Origin of the sequence: Piscibacillus halophilus (genome assembly GCF_900110685.1) — a bacterium.
Lineage (GTDB): Bacteria > Bacillota > Bacilli > Bacillales > Alkalibacillaceae > Piscibacillus > Piscibacillus halophilus.
Window position 1 is genome coordinate 31,988 of record NZ_FOES01000002.1, and the last position, 18,084, is coordinate 50,071.

The window sequence follows — 18,084 nt, forward strand, 5'->3', positions numbered from 1 at the left end:
TTATTTTTTACCAAAGTATTGGTAATAATTAGTTTGGATAAATCCATTAAACAATTTTCGTTTTTTAGTGGCGCTTTGTCCATAACATTTTTCGAATTCTTTATAGGACGTCATGATGTAAACACTCCACTTAGGGTAAGAAGACATAATGCTTCCAAGCGCTTTATAAATTTCTTCTACAGTGTCCTTTTCTCCTAAACGTTCACCATATGGAGGATTACCAATTAAATAACCTTTCTCCGTTTTTGGAACAAAATCCTGCACACGCATTTGTTTCCAATTAATTAAATCGACTAATCCTGCTTCCATTGCATTTTGTTGAGCAATTTCAACCGCTTGATGACTTATATCTGATCCAGTAATATCTAGTGGTTGATCATAATTAGCTAAATCTTCTGCTTCCTCTAATGCACGTTCCCACACTGATGAAGGAATCACATCCCATTCTTCAGCAGAAAACTCACGGTTAAAACCCGGAGCAATGTTCTGACCTATTAAGGCTGCTTCAATTGGAATTGTTCCTGATCCCGTAAATGGATCAACTAATGGATCATTAGGTGTCCAATTCGTTAATTGAATCAAGGCAGCTGCTAACGTCTCTTTTAAAGGAGCTTCACCTTGTCCAACTCGGTATCCACGTTTATGTAATCCAGAACCAGATGTATCTATAGATAGCGTAACTTGATCTTTTAATATAGCAACTTCGATCTTATACCTTGCACCAGTTTCCTCTAACCTGGAAGAGATACTATAAGCTTCTTGCAATCTTGAAACAATGGCTTTCTTAACAATCGATTGACAATCTGGTACAGAATATAACTTTGACTTATGAGATTTGCCCACGACATGAATAAAACCTTCTTTAGAAATCCACTCTTCCCAAGGTAAGGCTTTTGTTTGTTCAAATAGTTCTTCAAAAGAATACGCGTAAAACTCTCCCATTAGTAGTTTTACCCGATCTGCGGTACGTAGCCACAAATTACTTCTGGCTATACCTAAAATATTTGATTCGTACATCACGCGGCCATTATCTGTTTGTATATTCTCATATCCAAGTTGTTTAACTTCGTTTTTTACGATTGATTCTAATCCCATAGCTGCTGTTGCAATTAATGTTATTGGCTGTGACAACGTTTCCATTCCTTTCAAAGAACAACAATTGCTCTAGATAATATGTAAGGCATAAATAAGATGCGACCAGTAAGTGTCTCGTAAGCCATGTTCTGTACCTTCGTACTACAATCGGCGGTCAACCTCGTACTCCAGTCGTAACCATCTATCTGCAAGCTTATAACTTGCCTCTCTGCTAGGTTGAATTCCCTGCAGAAAGTGCCCCTACCATTTTTTGGGTTGCTCACTCGTGGGGTTTACCTCGTTCCACTTTGATTGTTTCCAATCAAAATCGTCACTGTGGCACTTTAAAGGTAATCCAATCATATCCATAGACTTAGATTGTTTCCCTGCCGTTAGCTAACCTTTAGTTAACTACCTTGACTTATGGTTTCGTCAAGCACGAACACTACAAGCGTCTCAGCCTGTGTGAGCATGGACTTTCCTCTCTGCGAATCACAGAGCGGTTACATCAACACTTACAACCATCAAATTTATGCCTGAACTATAAAGTTTAACATAAAAGTCCTATCATCGCATTAGTAATATCTAACAGTTTTATTCTGTGTATTTCTTTCCAAATACGGCTTTCTCTAAATTAGACAAACGTTGTAATACATCGTAATTTATTTGACCTCTTTGTCTAGTCTGATTCGTAGCCGTTGTAGATCCATTTGGCTTACTGGTTGTTTTTAATCTTCTGTTTTCCTCTTTTAGAGATTCAATCTCTTTTTGAAATGCTTCATAATCTTGAATAACTAAATCTAAAAATTCATCAACCTCATCTTGATTATAACCTCTTATTGTTGTTTTAAACTCTTTGTCCAAAATTTCTTGACTCGTTAAATTTGTTTTCATCAAAAAACCTCCTACCATACTTTAAAATTCATTTTGATTCCATTCCTGCATTTCTCGAGCTAAATCATCTAAATCAAAAGAATTTATAATCGTTACATTATATTCATGTTGTTCTTGATATTTCAAAATTAGATCATAAAAAAATTTTGGTGATCCGCCAAATTCCTCTTCATATAACAAAATACACCCATCCGTCTTCTCAATAAACCATTTATTTTTTATAAAGTATTGTTTAGGACCTTCATAAGATTTTTGGCTTAATGGCTGATAAAAGTCTGCTTTTTCTAGCATCCTCTGATAAATGGTTTGTTTATCTTCTTTCCATATTTTCTCCTGATCAACAAAAGGGGGTATAAGAGCTACTTTCACCGAATAATCTTGTTTCAAATCTTGAAGGACATCAAAGGCCCATGTCTCAACCCCTTGTTGACCAGATAGTAACACCCATTCAAGACCATTATCAAGGTAATCCACTAACCTTCTTTTAATAGCCTCTTTAATAATTTGTACTTTGTCGTCTTGGTCACTAAAGATATTCAGTTCGTGTGGCTTATATCCTGTAATTGTAATTGATTTTAAATCCATATTGATAGTATATCAAAAAAAGGGCTAGTTTGTACTAGCCCTTGTGGTTATTTTTTCATTATTTTTCCTGTCCTGCATGAAGGTCGTCTTGGTTAAATGAAAATGGAAGTAAATCTTTGACTTGAACCTCTTTAATTTCTTGATCTTTATTACTAATATATACAGGCATTTCAGGATCAAAAAATTCGCTCATCACTTGTCTACAAGAACCACATGGTGGTACAGGTCTTGTTGTATTGGCTATTACCGCCATAGACTTAAATTGACGTTCCCCTTCTGACACTGCTTTAAAAATCGCAACCCTTTCTGCACAACATGTAACAGGGTAAGCCGCATTTTCGATATTAAACCCTTTATAAACTTTCCCATCAGTTGTTAATAATGCCGCTCCAACAGGAAATGTTGAATACGGAACGTAAGCTTGACTTAACATACTTTTTGCTTCCTCAACTAGTTGCTCACGATTCATGTCGTTCTCCCCTATTCTACCTTATTGATCCAATATTAAATTCAAATTGTATTGAACTGATTGATATAATTCAACAAAGCGTTTTTTTCTAACATCATTAAAATAACTGTGCAAGATCATAATTTCTATATTATCTTTCGTGTTTTTTATTTGATTTGGAAAGATCGGTAATTTGTGTACATGAGTATTAGCTTCTTCTTCCCATTTTTCAATTTTTTCAAAGACGGGCGTTGCTTCCTGTTTCATTAAGTTAAAGTCATCATAATTTTTTCGGTCAAACTTACGTTCATAAAAATACCTATGATGCATCTCTTCTAAATCTCGATTTTTTATTTCTTCTGTTAGTCGCAAAAATTCCTCCACGTCAATCACCTTGCCTTCAAGTCTTACTTTACCATGAATTTTTGCGACACGCTATCATTTCTTTTCATATCTGGATTCACCATCTGCATACGTTTTTTTAAATGTTCCAATTCAATTTCCAAACGTTGTAGAGACTCTAATAAATATTCCTTATTATTAGGATACTTCATCGACATCTCCTCCTTTGCCTAACTAATTAGTCATTAGATTTTGAATTCCTTTACGTCCGACAAACAAAGAAGGAAAGTTACAAAGGTTCTTATGCTTTAGCTTTTTTCGACAGATTCATGTTTAATAGAACCTTTCATCGTTCCTAAATGTTTGATCCATTGACGTTTTTTATAGAATGAATGATTAATCGGTTTTATGTTTTTAAGAGGCTCCTCTTTAAACCACCGTCTTTTAATTTTGGTATAAGCTGACCAATCAACGCGATAATCGTTAATTTGGTGTTGCGTATCGCGATAAAAATCTGTTAAATTATGACTCTGTGTTAATGGTGTCTCCATAAATTGTTCGTATTCCATTCGATCTCCTGTAACGTCTACATGATCAGCGAAAGATTTAAATAATGGGTATAAGTGGGGGTAAAACAAAATATTTGCGATTCTCTTACCGATCGCGATACGTTTGTTGACACTTAAAAAATTAGAAACAAAATCACCATACAATTTACCTTGTTCGGTAGGAAGTAATACCGCATTAAAATGAACCATGTTTTGCCCTTGAAAAGGAATGGTTCGAAAAACTTTCCTTTTATAAGGTTGTTTCTCCATGATTGGCTGCTCGATTAAATTTTGTTCATTTATAATTTGTGCGTAAAGTAATCGTTCTTCATCATGTTCCCTAAAATATCGATACCATTCCTCTTCGACAAAATTAGAAACTTGAAAATGCTTTAATAGGAAAAACAGTGGTGTTTCTTTTTCGACTGATAATTGATATATCAATAATTGAGGATATGCATCTTGAAAAATATACCAATTAATGCTTTCATAGGTTAAATAAAGTGACTTACGTTGATCTTCACTTAAGAACTGTACATAAGGTTCGCTTTGCAAATCTGTCATATTCCACCCAGCATTCCTGGATACAAAACTTGCTAAAAAAGACCATTTAATTTCAGGAAACCGTTCATAAAAATTTAAATACGCTTTCGTTCTTGTTACATTATTTTGATTATGTATTTTCGTCTGTTCTTTAATATAGTTAACGATTAATGGAATCATGTTGTCAGCCTTTCTTAACTATTTTGTAATAGTATATCCAAATCTATTAGGATTAAAATTTGATATAATAATTGTATTGAGGAGGTATTAGATTGAAGTATCCAAAGGGAAGTCGTCATCATAAAAGTTCTACAAAACAACCAAACTATAAACAGCCGACTCAATTTGGAAATCGAGGAATGACCCTCGAAAAAGAATTGAATGAAACGAATAAATTTTATTTAGAAACCAATCAAGCTGTTATTCATAAAAAACCGACACCCATACAAGTGGTTCAGGTTGATTATCCAAAGCGTAGTGCAGCTGTCATAAAAGAAGCGTATTATCAACAACCATCTACCACAGATTATAATGGGATCTATAAAGGTAAATATATTGACTTTGAAGCAAAACAAACTAATAATAAAACTTCCCTACCGTTCTCAAACATACACGAACACCAAGTCCAACACATGAGAAAAGTTGAGGAACATGGGGGAATTAGTTTCTTTATCATTCGTTTTAAAGCTTTGAGTGAAACTTTTTTTCTTCCCATACGTCAGTTTATAAAGGTTTGGGATCAGCAATTTGAGGGTAATAGAAAATCGTTACCCTACCAATTCATCAAAGAAAATGGTCATATCATCCCATTTACCTTACAAAAGAAAGTCGATTATTTAACAATCATTGACCGTGTGTACTTCAATGGAGGAGATAAAGATGAGTCAAGAAGTCAAAAGCCGTAAGGCAAAGAAACAAACAAAAAAGAAAAACAAAAAAATAAATTGGAAGAAAGTATTTATATCATTAGCTATTATTGGTGTCTTATGTATGTTCGTCGTAGCAGGTGTCATCTTTTCATATGTTAAAGATGCACCTCCATTAAATGCAGAAGAATTACAAGTACCATTATCGACTACTATTTTAGACCGAGATGGTGAGGTCATTGCTGAATTGGGCGCTCAAAAACGTAAAGCCATCGATTATGATGAAATACCACAAGTGCTTGAAGAGGCTGTTTTAGCAACAGAAGACGTGCGCTTCTACCAGCATAATGGAATTGATTTAAAACGTATTGGTGGTGCAGTCATAGCTAATATTAAACAAGGTTTTGGGGCGGAAGGTGCAAGTACCATTACCCAACAGGTTGTAAAAAACGCATTTTTAACAACTGAAAAAAATGTTAAACGTAAAATTCAAGAACAGTATCTAGCTTTTAAACTAGAGCAAGAATATAGTAAAGAAGAAATTTTAGCTATGTATCTTAATATTATCGCTTATGGTAAAGATATTTATGGGGTTCAAAAAGCTTCTGAAGCCTTTTTCGGTAAAAGTAATTTAGAAGACTTAACGTTAGCTGAAGCTGCTCTATTAGCGGGGATCCCGCAACGACCAAACGCTTATAACCCATTTATCGATCCAGAATTAGCTGAACAACGTCGTAACACTGTTCTTAACCTAATGGTTAAGCACGGGAAAATATCTGAAGCTGAAGCAGAAGAAGCTAAGGCGATTAAGGTTACTGACATGATTCAAGACAGTTATGAATCTGATATTCCTTACGAAGCATTTATTGAGCAAGTCTTAATTGAAACTGGCCAACACCTAGATGATGAAGTAGATGTTTATTCAGCCGGTTTAACCATTCACACAACATTAGATCAGGACGCACAGAAACATGTAGAACATTTATTAAGTAGTGAAGACAGTCCGGTTTACTTTGAAGATGATGAAGTTCAAGCCGGTGTTTCTGCTATTGACACGCAAACAGGTGAAATTCTCGCTATAGGTGGCGGACGTAATAAAGAAGGTATTTGGGGCGGTATGAACTATGCTATTAACTCAAATGGTCGCCAACCTGGTTCAACTATAAAACCAATTGTTGATTATGGTCCTGCTATAGAATTCGAAAAATGGTCCACTTATCATCAATTCTTAGACGAAGAAGTGGATAACTATGGTGATAGTGATGATCAACTTAATAACTTTGATCAACGTTTCCGCGGCTGGATGACGATGCGTGAGGCATTATACCAATCCATCAACGTTCCAGCTTTCAAAGCATTTGATGAGGTCAGAAATAATCATTCAGATGAAAAGATTAAAGACTTTGCGCGTGGTTTAGGATTACCGTATGATGAGCCACTGTACCCTTCTGACTCTATTGGGGGACACCATCAATTCAACCCATTACAACTAGCGGGTGCTTATGCTGCTTTTGGTAATGGTGGAATTTATAATAAACCACATGCTGTAACGAAGATTGTGTATCCTGAAGGTGAGAAAGAAATTGATCTTAAACCTGAATCCAATATTGCAATGGAAGACTATACAGCTTACATGATTACTGACATGTTAAAAGATGTTATAACACGAGGAACTGCTTCTGATGTCAATGTGGGCAACTTACCTGTTGCAGCTAAAACTGGTACAACAAATGACTCAAAAGATTCGTGGTTAGTTGGTTATACGACGAACTATACGATATCAGTATGGGCAGGTTACCCTTCTGAGAAAACATTATCGACTGATGGTAAGAATATACCAAAAAACGTTTTTGGTAATTTAATGACTCACATGTCACAAGGTGTTGAGACTGCAGATTTTGAAAGACCAGATTCAGTAGTTGAAGTTGGAATTGAAAAAGGCTCAAGACCTGCTAAATTACCGAGTGATTACACACCAAGCGATCAAATTGTGACTGAACTGTTTGTTAAAGGAACAGAACCAACAGATGTATCTGAAGAGTTTGACCAACTTGACCCTGTCAACAATTTATCAGCTGAGTTCGATGAAGAACGTGGTGTTATTGAAATTTCTTGGGACCATCCACAAGACGATGATGATATTAACTATAGAGTTCGAGTATCAGTAGATGGAAGTGAGATGCAAGATGTTACCACACTAGACGAAACATTGATTGTATTTGATGAAATCTCACCTGATACGTCATACACGTTTGAAGTAACGGCTGTTTCCGATGATAACGAATCAGAACCAGCTCAAACTTCCATCGAGACTCCTAAAGAAGAGGACGAAGAGGAATCCGATCCCTTAGACGATTTCCTTGATGAAGACGAAGATGAACAAGAAGACAACCAAGGCAACCCTGGTAATGGAAATGGTAATGGAAATGGTAATGGAAATGATGATGGAAATCAGGATAATGAAGAAGGCAACCAAGATGAAGAAGAAAACGAAGAAGGCGAAGAAGACCAAAATGAAGAAGATGAAGAAAGTGACAGTGACGACAATGACAACGGAGATGGCGAGGAAAACGAAGAAGAAGGCTCTACTCTAAACGATGTTATTAACCAAGAAGACTAAATAATAAAAACGAGGCTGATCATTTTCAGCCTCGTTTTTTCATGCGCTTTTGCCCTTCTCGGCAAATATCTAATAATGGACATTCAGGACAATTAGGATTTTTAGCTTTACAATGATAACGTCCAAAGAAAATCATTCGGTGATGAGTAACACTCCACTCTTCCCTAGGTACTTTATTCATTAATGTTTTTTCAACTTCTAACACTGAGTCTTTCCAACGACAAATACCTAATCGTTTAGAAACTCGTTCGACGTGTGTATCAACAGCGATGGCAGGTTCGCCAAATGCCACGGACATAACGACATTAGCCGTTTTCCTCCCCACCCCTGCTAAGTTAATTAACTCTTGATAGTTAGAAGGTACCTGACCATTATGTTTTTCGATTAAATCAGCACTTAATTTTCTTATGTTTTTAGCTTTATTTCGATATAGACCAATTCGTTTAATATCATTTTGTAACTCTTCTAAAGATACAGCTAAATAATCCTCTGGTGTTTTATATTTTTTAAACAAATCTGGTGTCACTTTATTAACTAAAGCATCTGTTGCTTGAGCAGATAAAACAACAGCGACTAATAATTCAAATTCATTTGAGTGTGTTAATTCACACTCTGCATCTGGAAACATTTCTTCAAGTGCATCTAAAACTTGTCTAACCCCTTTTTTATTTAACATTGTCTCCCCCCTACTCTTCTAGCCAATTGTAATATACAGAAGTATCTCTTTTAGGCTTTTGTGTCTGTTGATTTGACTGAGCACGATGAGTTTGATTGGATTGTTTAGTTTCGTTTACACTTTTTATTCCTTTTTTCTTCCACTCATTTAAGATTCGATCGATATATCTGAAATTCAATTTTCCCATTAAAACTGCTTCGCGTAATGCCGCTTTAATTAAAGCAGGTTTAAAACGATCATCATCCAACCAGTAACTAATCGTTTCAATCTCAATCGGAGATAATGCCCGTCCAAATTCTTGTTCAATTAGATTAAACAATTTCCCCTCTTCATCTTTCGATTGAGTTACTTCTTGGTCTACTTCATACAGTTTTTCAATTAAAGGAGTGATTGAATACCACTCATGCACCACTTGTTGGTCATCTTCAAATTGATCGATTGTTAAAAGACCTTGATTACGCAGTTTTTTTAACACATTTGAAACGTCATTAGAGTTAATTGTCATGTGATTGGCTATTTGGTCAAATGAAGGTAATAAATCGCCTTCTTTCTGCCATCTAATAATTTGTAAAATAACCATGAGATCCACTTCGGTTAATCCTAAAGAGTGATAACCTTTAATAAGGAGAGATGGAATATTAATTTGGTCAACTAAAATCTTTTGATATGAAAATGGTAAGTTCAATGACATACCCACCTTTGAATATTCTAATAGAAAGAGATGACTCAACACGGAGTCATCCCTCTGTAACTTATGGATATAAACGATTTAGTAATCTAGGGAATGGAATTGTTTCACGAATATGTTCGGTTCCAGTGATCCAAGCCACTGTTCGTTCAAGACCTAACCCAAAACCTGAGTGAGGTACACTTCCGTATTTTCTTAATTGTAAATACCATTCATATGCAGGTCCGTTCAATTGATGTTCATCATAACGTTGTTTCATTAACTCTAAATCATCAATACGTTCTGACCCTCCAATAATCTCACCATAACCTTCTGGTGCGATTAAATCTGCACATAACGCAACTTTTGAATTATTTGGATCAGGTTTCATATAGAAAGCCTTAATTTCAATAGGGAAATGAGTAATAAAAACAGGTTTGTCATATGCTTCCGCAATGGCTGTTTCATGTGGGGCCCCAAAATCATCTCCCCAGTCAATATCGTCAAAACCTTTATCTTTTAAGAATTGAATAGCATCATCATACGTAATTCTTGGGAATGGAGCCTTAATGTTTTCTAACTTCGATGTATCACGCTCAAGAGTTTGTAATTCAATCTTACAGTTCTCTAAAACGGATTGTACAACGTGAGAAACATAATTCTCTTGTATTTTTAGGCTTTCTTCATGATCTATAAACGCCATTTCTGGCTCAATCATCCAAAACTCAATTAAGTGACGTCTCGTTTTAGATTTTTCAGCTCTAAACGTCGGACCAAATGAGAACACTCTTCCCAATGCCATTGCCGCTGCTTCCATATAAAGCTGACCACTTTGTGATAAGTACGCATCTTCATCAAAATATTTAGTATGGAAGAGTTCCGTTGTTCCTTCAGCAGAAGCTCCAGTAAGAATTGGAGGATCTACTTTGACGAATCCTTCTTGATTAAAGAACTCATATGTCGAGCGAATTATTTCGTTTCGTACTTTCATAATGGCATGCTGTCTTTTAGAGCGTAACCATAAGTGTCGATGGTCCATTAAAAATTCCGTACCATGTTCTTTTGGCGTAATAGGATAATCTTCCGCTTCATGAATCACCTCAAGGTCCGAAACCTGTAGCTCATATCCTAAAGGACTCCTGTTGTCTTCTACCACCTTACCTGTTACGTATAAAGAGGTTTCTTGTGTTAAAGATTTAGCCATTTCAAAAACTTCTTCTGATACAGCGGACTTAACGACGACCCCTTGTATAAACCCTGTTCCATCTCTTAATTGTAGAAAGGCAATCTTACCGCTTGAACGTTTATTATGTAACCAAGCGCCAATGGTCACTGTTTCTTCTAAATGATTTTTAACCGTAGCTATAGTCGCTTTCAACGTCATATCCTCCTTGCTTTATAATGAGTATTTTTCTACGAATCGTTTAATGCGTTTAGCAGCTTCTTCTAACTGATCCAATGATGTTGCATATGATAAACGAACATTGTCTTCTGATCCAAATCCTGACCCTGGAACGATGGCCACTTTCTCTTCTTCTAACAATTGGGCAACCCATTCATCAGTCGTATTAAATGGAGAAGCCTTTACGACTTCTTTTACATTCGGAAATAAATAGAATGCTCCATCTGGTTTCACACATGTAACATGAGGAATTTCAATAATCCAATTGTATAACTTATTTAAGCGCTCTTCAAAAGCTTTCTTCATCTTGTCAACTTCTTCTTCAGAATGCTCATATGCCGCAATGGCAGCATATTGTGCAATTGATGTCGGGTTTGAAGTAGCGTGGGATACTAGATTGGACATTGCTTTAATGACCTTCTCGTCCCCTGTAGCATATCCTATTCTCCAACCAGTCATGGAATGAGATTTACTTACACCATTAATAATAATGGTTTTTTCTTTTAGTTCCGGTGAAACAGAAGCAATGGAAACGTGATTCTCATTACCGTAAATCAATTTTTCATAAATTTCATCCGACACAATCCATAAATCATGTTTAAGAGCGATTTCTCCCAATGCTTTAAGCTCTTCTACACTATATAACACACCTGTCGGGTTACTTGGTGAATTAAGGATGATTGCTTTAGTTTTAGGTGTGATCGCTTCTTCAAGCTGCTCAGGTGTTAATTTAAAATTATTCTTCTCTTGCGCTTTAACAAAAACAGGCTTCCCTTCCGAAAGCTTAATTTGTTCTGGGTAACTGACCCAATATGGAATTGGAACAATGACCTCATCGTCTTTATTAAGCAGCACTTGAAAAAGGGTATATAATGCGTGCTTTGCACCCGTGGTAACAATGATTTGATTACGAGTATAATCAAGCTCATTATCTCTTTTAAACTTATTAATGATGGCATCTTTTAATTCAACTAAACCGCCAGCTGGTGTATACTTTGTCTTTCCTTCATCCATTGCTTTTTTAGCAGCATTCAGAATATAATCTGGAGTGTTAAAATCTGGTTCTCCTGCTCCTAAACCAATCACATCATGTCCTTCTGCTTTTAATGCTTTAGCTTTAGATGTTATTGCTAATGTACTTGATGGTGTAAGAGCTTGGACTCTTTCTGCTAGTTTCATATGTAAACATCTCCTCCTATTAATTCCTGTTTAAAAAGAAATAGAGTCATACAGTTCGCCATTGTCGAATCGAAAAGTTTGAAAATATAACCTACCTTGACGTTCATAAATAATTTCCCAAACATAACGATTATTTAAAACCCCTAATTGGATGGAATCTAAATCACATTCTTCACAATTTGATTCCCACTGTTCAAGCATTTCGTTCTCCGTCAGGCCTTCATCAGATTGAACATATTTAATTTCGGCATCTTCCTCTTCTTCACTATTGATCTGAGGGACAAACACATAAAGAGTATTTCCTTCCTCGTCTTCCCCTGTTATTACTACATAAGATTGTCTTCCGTTAAATAATGAAGATGAAGTGACGGAGTTAATAGGTGTCTCAGCGAATGCTTGTTCAATGGCTTCATCATAAACGGCGTTTTTATCATTTTGAACACCATTATAAATGACTGATAGTACCACAATAAATATAATAACTCCTACTCCTAATAACAGCCCTGTTGTTAGTAGAACTTTACGCATTTTCAATGTATTCATCCTTTTATTTAATCACTGCTATTATTATAACAATTCAAAGCATTATTTTGTTAATCAAAAGTCAACTTCCACAATTTATTCTCTTTTTAAGTAAAGTTCATAATCATCCTGCATAATCGTAATATGCGCTGAAACTCCACGCCTTAAGGCATAAATATCCACCCATTGCTTTTGAAATAATTCAATAAGTGATTCTAATTTATTATGTTGATTAATGATCGCGACTTCAGGATCAAGTTTAACTAAGTCCTCCTCAGACAATTGTTCAGCCTTTACATTATCAGGGAGAAATATAACCTGTGTATGCTTGTTCCATAAATCGTGATTAATTGCACCTTCATACCAAAAACAAATAAAATCTCCATTCGAAATGGCCACATGACTACTTTCTTTTTCTGTATCATACACATGGTCAATATAATACTTTGAACTAATAGCAATTCGTTCGTTTCTTTCTAAAAGATAAGTTTGGTTACTAAAATCTTCTGGTATGGTACACACTTTTTCTTCACTTTTAGGAAGATAAACATTATCAACTGAAAAATGCTTAAGAATCATGGATAGATTACCACAATTCTCATGATTGACACGAGTGATTAATATTCCTTTAATGTGCTTATCTTCTAAAGCCTTAATATATTCTAATACCTCACTTCGACTCTTCAAACTTCCAGTGTTAATGATAAAGACTTCATCTTCATTTAAATGCATAATAGCAAGGTTTCCAGACGACAGAGGTTCGAATACAATCTCTTCATCAGCTGTTACCGTTATATTAGAAATTAAACAAATGCTTAATAAAATTAACAATACTCGACCTTTCAATACCTTCACCCGCTTTTAATATAACTAACTATTATCATTCGTCTTTATCAGCGTTATATGACAACCAGTTTTTTGCATCTGTTAGTAATTGATGTCTTCGATCGTGTAACAAAGGTACTTCAGGTATGGCTTTTAAAAATTGTTTCCCATAATGTTTTGTCATTATTCGTTGATCTAATACAATAAATAAGCCTCGATCCTCTTCCGAGCGAATAAGTCTGCCAAAAGCTTGTCTAAATCGTAAAACGGCCTGTGGTAACATCCAATGATAAAAAGCATTTTTATTTTCTTCTTCTAACTGTTTGGATTTTGCTTGAAACATCGGATGATTAGGTGTATCGAATGGTAAACGTACCATAATAACTATTTTAACGGATTGACTATGGATATCAATTCCTTCCCAAAAGGAACTCGTTCCTAATAATATGGCTTTATCCGTTTTTTCAAACAACTTCTTTAATTTTTCACGACTTCCTGTTTGAACTCCCTGTGCCAAAATCGGTATTTTTTGTTGTCGGTCCATCACCTTTAACATTTTGTAAACCGATTTAAGCATTTCATATGACGTAAAAAGAACAATCGCTTTTTCTTCTAACTCTTCAATTAAAGTCATAACGAATGAAGCGACTTCTTCCTCGTACTCTAAGGTTGAAATCTGCTTAATATCTGGAAAATCATTAGGTACATATAATCGAACTTGATGGTGATAATCATATGGAGATGGGAGATACAAACAATTAGTATTCTCGCTTAATCCTATCTCTTCCAAAAACGATTCAAAAGAATGATTCGTCCTTATGGTAGCACTCATCAATACAGTTGGTGCCTCATTATTAATGACATTTTGTTGAATAAACTCTTGTACATTAATCGGTTCTATATTTAATTGGACAGCATTTTTGGCTCCATCCTGATCAATATCAATCCACCGGGCATCTGTTTCACTGTATTTAAAAAATGATTTTAATGTAGTTTTGACATCTTCTAAATCATCTAATATTTTTTGTTTTGTTACCTTTTTCCAGTTATTGTAGTACGTGTTTTGTTTAACAATGGCTGTTACTTGTTCTAAATCTAATAGCACATCGTTTAATTGTTGTTTTAAATGTCCGGATAAAATGATATCCAAATGGTACTGATCTAAAGGTAATTGCACCTTACCAGTATCTGATAAAGCATCTTTCTCTGAATGTAAAAATAATACTGCTTGATATATTGAACGAAAAAACTGATCAATAGAGTGTTTTAAACGTTCGACCGATGTGTGGTGCGTTAAGCTTTCAATGTTATTTAATACATGTGCAATTGATACATAATCAATTTGACGTCCTAATTGTTTTTGAACAACGTCTTGTAAACGATGAGCTTCATCAATAATTAAATAATCATATTCTGGTATTCGATTAGATCGATACACATGCTCTGTAATTAAAAATGCATGATTAACAATAATCACTGAAGCATTCCTAGCTTTAACCAAAGCGCGTTTAAAGTAAGAACTTTGCTCCTCATCTTCATTTGACATAACGCCTGAAATGTATGGCCAAATATCTTCACCTTTAGACGGTAATTGTATTTCATCTTTATCTCCTGTTTGAGTTTCAGTTAACCAAACTAAAATAATGGCTAAGCTTAATGCTGTATCATAATTATAATCATCAATTTCTTCTAAATAAAAACGTAATTTATTCAAATGTATATAATGCATAGGACTTTTTAATACAGCAATCGATTGATTGGTATTGAGTAATGTTTCGACCTTCATCCAATCTCTACTTAATATTTGATGTTGTAATTGAATGGTACTTGTACTAATTAACGTCTTCTTTTGGTGAGACTGTGCTTGGTACAATGCTACTAATAAATAACTAAGTGTCTTTCCAATTCCAGTTTCAGCCTCTATAACGGCATGTCTTTTTTCTAAAAAAGATTGATTGATTTGATGAGACATTTTTATTTGGCTTTCTCTTAGCTTCAGCTGATCATCAGACCAATTTCCTAAAAATTCATTCAAACTCAAGGAAGTTAATCCAGGTATAGGGGTAACCGACTTATTCATTGAAGTTCTCACAGCAAATCCATTTTCAAATGTGATGCTGTAAGGGTCTCGTTTGTATCTTTTGTATTGAATGAGATCTTCAATGATTTGTTCAATGTCACCATTAAATACACGAGTTAAAGGTTGTAATTGATTTAAAGTTTCAAAAGGTAAATTTTCTAATTTATTAACGAGCTTGATGAATAATAAGCCTGTCACATAAGCATCTGATAAAGCCCTGTGAGGTGAATAATGTTCAATATTTAAATAACTTGTTATATCTTCTAATTTGAAACTATCTGCTCTTGGATATAATACTCTAGATAACTCAACCGTATCAATAATCGGTAATTGCAATGGGTCATATCGATGTTGCTCAAAAGCTTCATTTAAAAAATTGTAATCAAACTGAACTTGGTGAGCAACAAAATACACATCTTCAAAAAAAGGTAATATTTCCGGTATAATCTCTTCAAATGTTGGAGCGTTTGACACATCCTCATCGGTAATTCCTGTTAACCTCGTGATAAAAGGCGGGATATCTTGTTTTGGCTTAACTTTGGTGGAATATTCTTGGATAATCTTTTGATTTTCAATGACAACTAATCCAATTTCTATGATTTCATCACCTTTTTTTACCGAATGCCCAGTTGTTTCTAAATCCACTACTACGTATCGATTCAATTTTTTCCACCTCTTTTCATCACCAAAAATAAAACTCCCAAGCTGGGAGTTAAATCATTGTTATTGGAGCTTCTTCAGTCAGCAATTGTTCAATTTGATTCAATTCATTTAATATGGCGATTCTAGGTCGATGGTTTAAGGCTTCTTCTTTAGTCATCATAGCATATGACATAATAATAACGACATCACCTTTTTGAACACGTCTGGCAGCTGCACCGTTTAAACAAATAACTCCACTTCTTCTCTCACCAGCGATCACATATGTTTCAAATCGTTCCCCATTATTGTTATTAACGATTTGGACTTTTTCGTGTGGTAAAATACCAACTTGGTCTAGTATATCTTGATCAATCGTAACACTACCAACATAGTTTAAATTGGCTTCTGTAACTGTGGCACGATGAATTTTCGCATTCATTAATGTACGAAACATTCTATTCACTCCCATACTTAATTAAACCGGTTGAATCCATTATTAAATTGTCGATTAGACGTGCTTTTTTATAATAAATCGCAACCGCAATTATTATATCATGATTTGGGTCAATGTTTTCATTTAAATTAGGGAATGATAAGCAATCTACATAATCGATCTTACCTGTAGTGTGTTCATTTAAATATTTTTTAATAATATCAATGACGACTGATCGTTCCCAGCTTTGATTGCTTTTTATGTAATCTTGTCCTTTTAATAATGACTTAAAAAGATGGTGGGCTTCTTCCCGTTCAAAAGACTCCAAATTAACATTCCTTGAACTTAAGGCTAATCCATCAGCTTCTCTAACAGTGGAAACAGGGTTCAATTGTATGTCAAAATTTAGATCTTGTATTAATGCATCTACAACTGCCACTTGTTGAGCATCTTTAGAACCAAAATAAACTTGATTAGGTTGAATGATATTAAACAATTTTGATAAGACCGTCACTACCCCTTCAAAATGACCCGGTCTTGACTTACCACATAATACATCAGTCCGTCTTACCACATTTAATTCGATCGATTGATCTTCAGGATACATCTCATCTACATCTGGATAAAAAACAGCCTCAACACCATCTTGCTTTAAAATGTTAGCATCACGTTCGAAATCTCTAGGATAACTCTCTAAATCTGAGGATTGGTTAAATTGTAATGGGTTCACAAACACACTTACAATGACAACATCATTATGTTGTTTAGCTTGTTTAATTAAAGCTCGATGTCCAGCATGTAGATACCCCATCGTCGGAACAAAACCAATTGTATCTCCATTACGTTGTCTCTCTTTAACATAATTTCTCATTTCGGTAATTTTTGTGATGGTTTTCATGATGTACCCCCATATAACCCTTTCAATACTTCTTCATCTATCGAGTATGTATGCTCTTTTGATGGAAATTTCTCTGTTTTAACATCTTCAATATAGTGATTTAATGCCCTAGTAGCCTGTTCATTAAAGTCAGCATATGGTTTAACAAATTTCGCTAGCCGTTCAACCCCATATTGTAATAAATCATGATAGACTAATACTTGTCCATCACATTGTTTTCCGGCTCCAATACCGATTGTTGGAATGGTTAATTCTTCTGTTATAACAGAAGCGAGCTTCTCTGGAACACACTCCAATACTATAGCAATTGCACCAGCTTGTTCTAAAGCCTTTGCTTCTTCTATTAAACGTTTTGCATCTTCATTTGTTTTACCCTGTACTCGATAACCACCCATCACGTTGACTGTTTGGGGTGTCAATCCGATGTGAGCAACAATCGGAATGCCTGCTTTCGTTAAAGCTCTCACTGACTCTAATATTTCATGTCCACCCTCAATTTTTAACGCATGAGCACCCGTTTTTTGAAAAATAATTTTAGCATTTTCCATAGTTGTTTCAAGAGATACATTAAAAGACATAAACGGCATATCAATAACAGTAAATGTATTTGGAGCTCCTCTTCTAACAGCTTTTCCATGGTGAATCATATCGTCGACTGTAACTGGAATCGTTGAATCATATCCTAATACGACCATCCCTAAACTATCTCCCACTAAAATCATATCCACGCCTGCTTGTTCACTCGTTTTCGCTGATGGATAATCATATGCCGTCATCATGACAATTTTTTCAGAATCACTTTTCATTTTTTGAAATGTACGATGTGTTTTCATCTTTAAC

19 protein-coding genes and 1 other RNA gene are annotated in these 18,084 nt (G+C 34.9%); 2 read left to right on the forward strand and 18 right to left on the reverse strand.

Annotated elements, in window-relative coordinates:
* The 8 genes from BMY57_RS01400 to BMY57_RS01430 all read right to left on the reverse strand — a co-directional run bounded on the left by BMY57_RS01400 (nt 1) and on the right by BMY57_RS01430 (nt 4,614).
* On the reverse strand, nt 1–1,131 hold the full coding sequence (locus BMY57_RS01400; RefSeq protein WP_256205218.1) for a THUMP domain-containing class I SAM-dependent RNA methyltransferase: 1,131 nt from the start codon (nt 1,129–1,131) through the stop codon (nt 1–3).
* A 76-nt stretch (nt 1,132–1,207) separates the two neighbouring features.
* Nucleotides 1,208–1,589: RNase P RNA component class B (gene rnpB / locus BMY57_RS01405), an RNA gene on the reverse strand.
* A gap of 79 nt (nt 1,590–1,668) precedes the next feature.
* Nucleotides 1,669–1,968, reverse strand: coding sequence for a cell division regulator GpsB (gpsB, locus tag BMY57_RS01410; protein WP_091772230.1), 300 nt, complete (start codon nt 1,966–1,968; stop codon nt 1,669–1,671).
* Between the two features lie 21 nt (nt 1,969–1,989).
* Entirely contained in the window at nt 1,990–2,553 is a 564-nt protein-coding gene (locus BMY57_RS01415; protein WP_091772231.1) for an SLOG family protein, read from the reverse strand.
* Nucleotides 2,554–2,611: 58 nt separating this feature from the next.
* A complete protein-coding gene (gene cdd / locus BMY57_RS01420) occupies nt 2,612–3,022 on the reverse strand; it encodes a cytidine deaminase (protein ID WP_091772232.1) in 411 nt (136 codons plus the stop codon).
* Between the two features lie 21 nt (nt 3,023–3,043).
* Nucleotides 3,044–3,373, reverse strand: coding sequence for a DUF1798 family protein (locus tag BMY57_RS01425; RefSeq protein ID WP_091772233.1), 330 nt, complete (start codon nt 3,371–3,373; stop codon nt 3,044–3,046).
* Nucleotides 3,374–3,408: 35 nt separating this feature from the next.
* Complete coding sequence (locus tag BMY57_RS15990; RefSeq protein WP_175614728.1) at nt 3,409–3,555, reverse strand: hypothetical protein; 147 nt, start codon at nt 3,553–3,555, stop codon at nt 3,409–3,411.
* Between the two features lie 96 nt (nt 3,556–3,651).
* On the reverse strand, nt 3,652–4,614 hold the full coding sequence (locus BMY57_RS01430; protein WP_091772234.1) for a DUF2515 family protein: 963 nt from the start codon (nt 4,612–4,614) through the stop codon (nt 3,652–3,654).
* Nucleotides 4,615–4,706: 92 nt separating this feature from the next.
* On the opposite strand from BMY57_RS01430, the gene recU reads away from it, so the two are divergent.
* Nucleotides 4,707–5,339: a Holliday junction resolvase RecU gene (gene recU, locus BMY57_RS01435; RefSeq protein WP_091772235.1), complete on the forward strand. Its 633-nt coding sequence runs from the start codon at nt 4,707–4,709 to the stop codon at nt 5,337–5,339.
* Nucleotides 5,314–7,920, forward strand: coding sequence for a penicillin-binding protein 1A (locus tag BMY57_RS01440; protein ID WP_091772236.1), 2,607 nt, complete (start codon nt 5,314–5,316; stop codon nt 7,918–7,920). The genes recU and BMY57_RS01440 overlap by 26 nt, the downstream gene beginning before the upstream one ends.
* A gap of 25 nt (nt 7,921–7,945) precedes the next feature.
* Here BMY57_RS01440 and nth read toward each other — a convergent pair whose 3' ends face one another.
* From nth to panB, 10 genes are all read right to left on the reverse strand, one after another.
* Nucleotides 7,946–8,596, reverse strand: a complete 651-nt coding sequence (gene nth, locus BMY57_RS01445; protein ID WP_091772237.1) for an endonuclease III — start codon at nt 8,594–8,596, stop codon at nt 7,946–7,948.
* A 10-nt stretch (nt 8,597–8,606) separates the two neighbouring features.
* A complete protein-coding gene (locus BMY57_RS01450) occupies nt 8,607–9,281 on the reverse strand; it encodes a DnaD domain-containing protein (RefSeq protein WP_256205219.1) in 675 nt (224 codons plus the stop codon).
* Nucleotides 9,282–9,348: 67 nt separating this feature from the next.
* Nucleotides 9,349–10,641 (reverse strand): asparagine--tRNA ligase, encoded by a 1,293-nt coding sequence (gene asnS, locus BMY57_RS01455; RefSeq protein ID WP_091772239.1) that lies wholly within the window; start codon nt 10,639–10,641, stop codon nt 9,349–9,351.
* 18 nt (nt 10,642–10,659) lie between these two features.
* Nucleotides 10,660–11,844, reverse strand: a complete 1,185-nt coding sequence (locus BMY57_RS01460; RefSeq protein WP_091772240.1) for a pyridoxal phosphate-dependent aminotransferase — start codon at nt 11,842–11,844, stop codon at nt 10,660–10,662.
* A gap of 30 nt (nt 11,845–11,874) precedes the next feature.
* Entirely contained in the window at nt 11,875–12,372 is a 498-nt protein-coding gene (locus tag BMY57_RS01465; RefSeq protein WP_246247206.1) for a cell wall elongation regulator TseB-like domain-containing protein, read from the reverse strand.
* Between the two features lie 90 nt (nt 12,373–12,462).
* A complete protein-coding gene (locus BMY57_RS01470; protein WP_091772242.1) occupies nt 12,463–13,212 on the reverse strand; it encodes a hypothetical protein in 750 nt (249 codons plus the stop codon).
* Between the two features lie 34 nt (nt 13,213–13,246).
* Nucleotides 13,247–15,934, reverse strand: coding sequence for a helicase C-terminal domain-containing protein (locus BMY57_RS01475; RefSeq protein ID WP_175614733.1), 2,688 nt, complete (start codon nt 15,932–15,934; stop codon nt 13,247–13,249).
* 49 nt (nt 15,935–15,983) lie between these two features.
* Nucleotides 15,984–16,367 (reverse strand): aspartate 1-decarboxylase, encoded by a 384-nt coding sequence (panD, locus tag BMY57_RS01480; RefSeq protein WP_091772244.1) that lies wholly within the window; start codon nt 16,365–16,367, stop codon nt 15,984–15,986.
* 1 nt (nt 16,368) lies between these two features.
* Complete coding sequence (gene panC, locus BMY57_RS01485) at nt 16,369–17,244, reverse strand: pantoate--beta-alanine ligase (RefSeq protein WP_091772245.1); 876 nt, start codon at nt 17,242–17,244, stop codon at nt 16,369–16,371.
* Nucleotides 17,241–18,077, reverse strand: a complete 837-nt coding sequence (gene panB / locus BMY57_RS01490; RefSeq protein ID WP_091772246.1) for a 3-methyl-2-oxobutanoate hydroxymethyltransferase — start codon at nt 18,075–18,077, stop codon at nt 17,241–17,243. Before panB ends, panC begins: the two co-directional genes overlap by 4 nt.
* Nucleotides 18,078–18,084 lie beyond the last annotated feature (7 nt).

What these genes read in the sequence shown, in the direction of transcription:
- gpsB (WP_091772230.1), bottom strand. Translation starts at nt 1,968, where the DNA reads ATGAAAACAAATTTAACGAGTCAAGAAATTTTGGACAAAGAGTTTAAA.
- BMY57_RS01415 (WP_091772231.1), bottom strand. Translation starts at nt 2,553, where the DNA reads ATGGATTTAAAATCAATTACAATTACAGGATATAAGCCACACGAACTG.
- cdd (WP_091772232.1), bottom strand. Translation starts at nt 3,022, where the DNA reads ATGAATCGTGAGCAACTAGTTGAGGAAGCAAAAAGTATGTTAAGTCAA.
- BMY57_RS15990 (WP_175614728.1), bottom strand. Translation starts at nt 3,555, where the DNA reads ATGAAGTATCCTAATAATAAGGAATATTTATTAGAGTCTCTACAACGT.
- BMY57_RS01430 (WP_091772234.1), bottom strand. Translation starts at nt 4,614, where the DNA reads ATGATTCCATTAATCGTTAACTATATTAAAGAACAGACGAAAATACAT.
- BMY57_RS01440 (WP_091772236.1), top strand. Translation starts at nt 5,314, where the DNA reads ATGAGTCAAGAAGTCAAAAGCCGTAAGGCAAAGAAACAAACAAAAAAG.
- nth (WP_091772237.1), bottom strand. Translation starts at nt 8,596, where the DNA reads ATGTTAAATAAAAAAGGGGTTAGACAAGTTTTAGATGCACTTGAAGAA.
- BMY57_RS01460 (WP_091772240.1), bottom strand. Translation starts at nt 11,844, where the DNA reads ATGAAACTAGCAGAAAGAGTCCAAGCTCTTACACCATCAAGTACATTA.
- BMY57_RS01465 (WP_246247206.1), bottom strand. Translation starts at nt 12,372, where the DNA reads ATGCGTAAAGTTCTACTAACAACAGGGCTGTTATTAGGAGTAGGAGTT.
- panD (WP_091772244.1), bottom strand. Translation starts at nt 16,367, where the DNA reads ATGTTTCGTACATTAATGAATGCGAAAATTCATCGTGCCACAGTTACA.
- panC (WP_091772245.1), bottom strand. Translation starts at nt 17,244, where the DNA reads ATGAAAACCATCACAAAAATTACCGAAATGAGAAATTATGTTAAAGAG.
- panB (WP_091772246.1), bottom strand. Translation starts at nt 18,077, where the DNA reads ATGAAAACACATCGTACATTTCAAAAAATGAAAAGTGATTCTGAAAAA.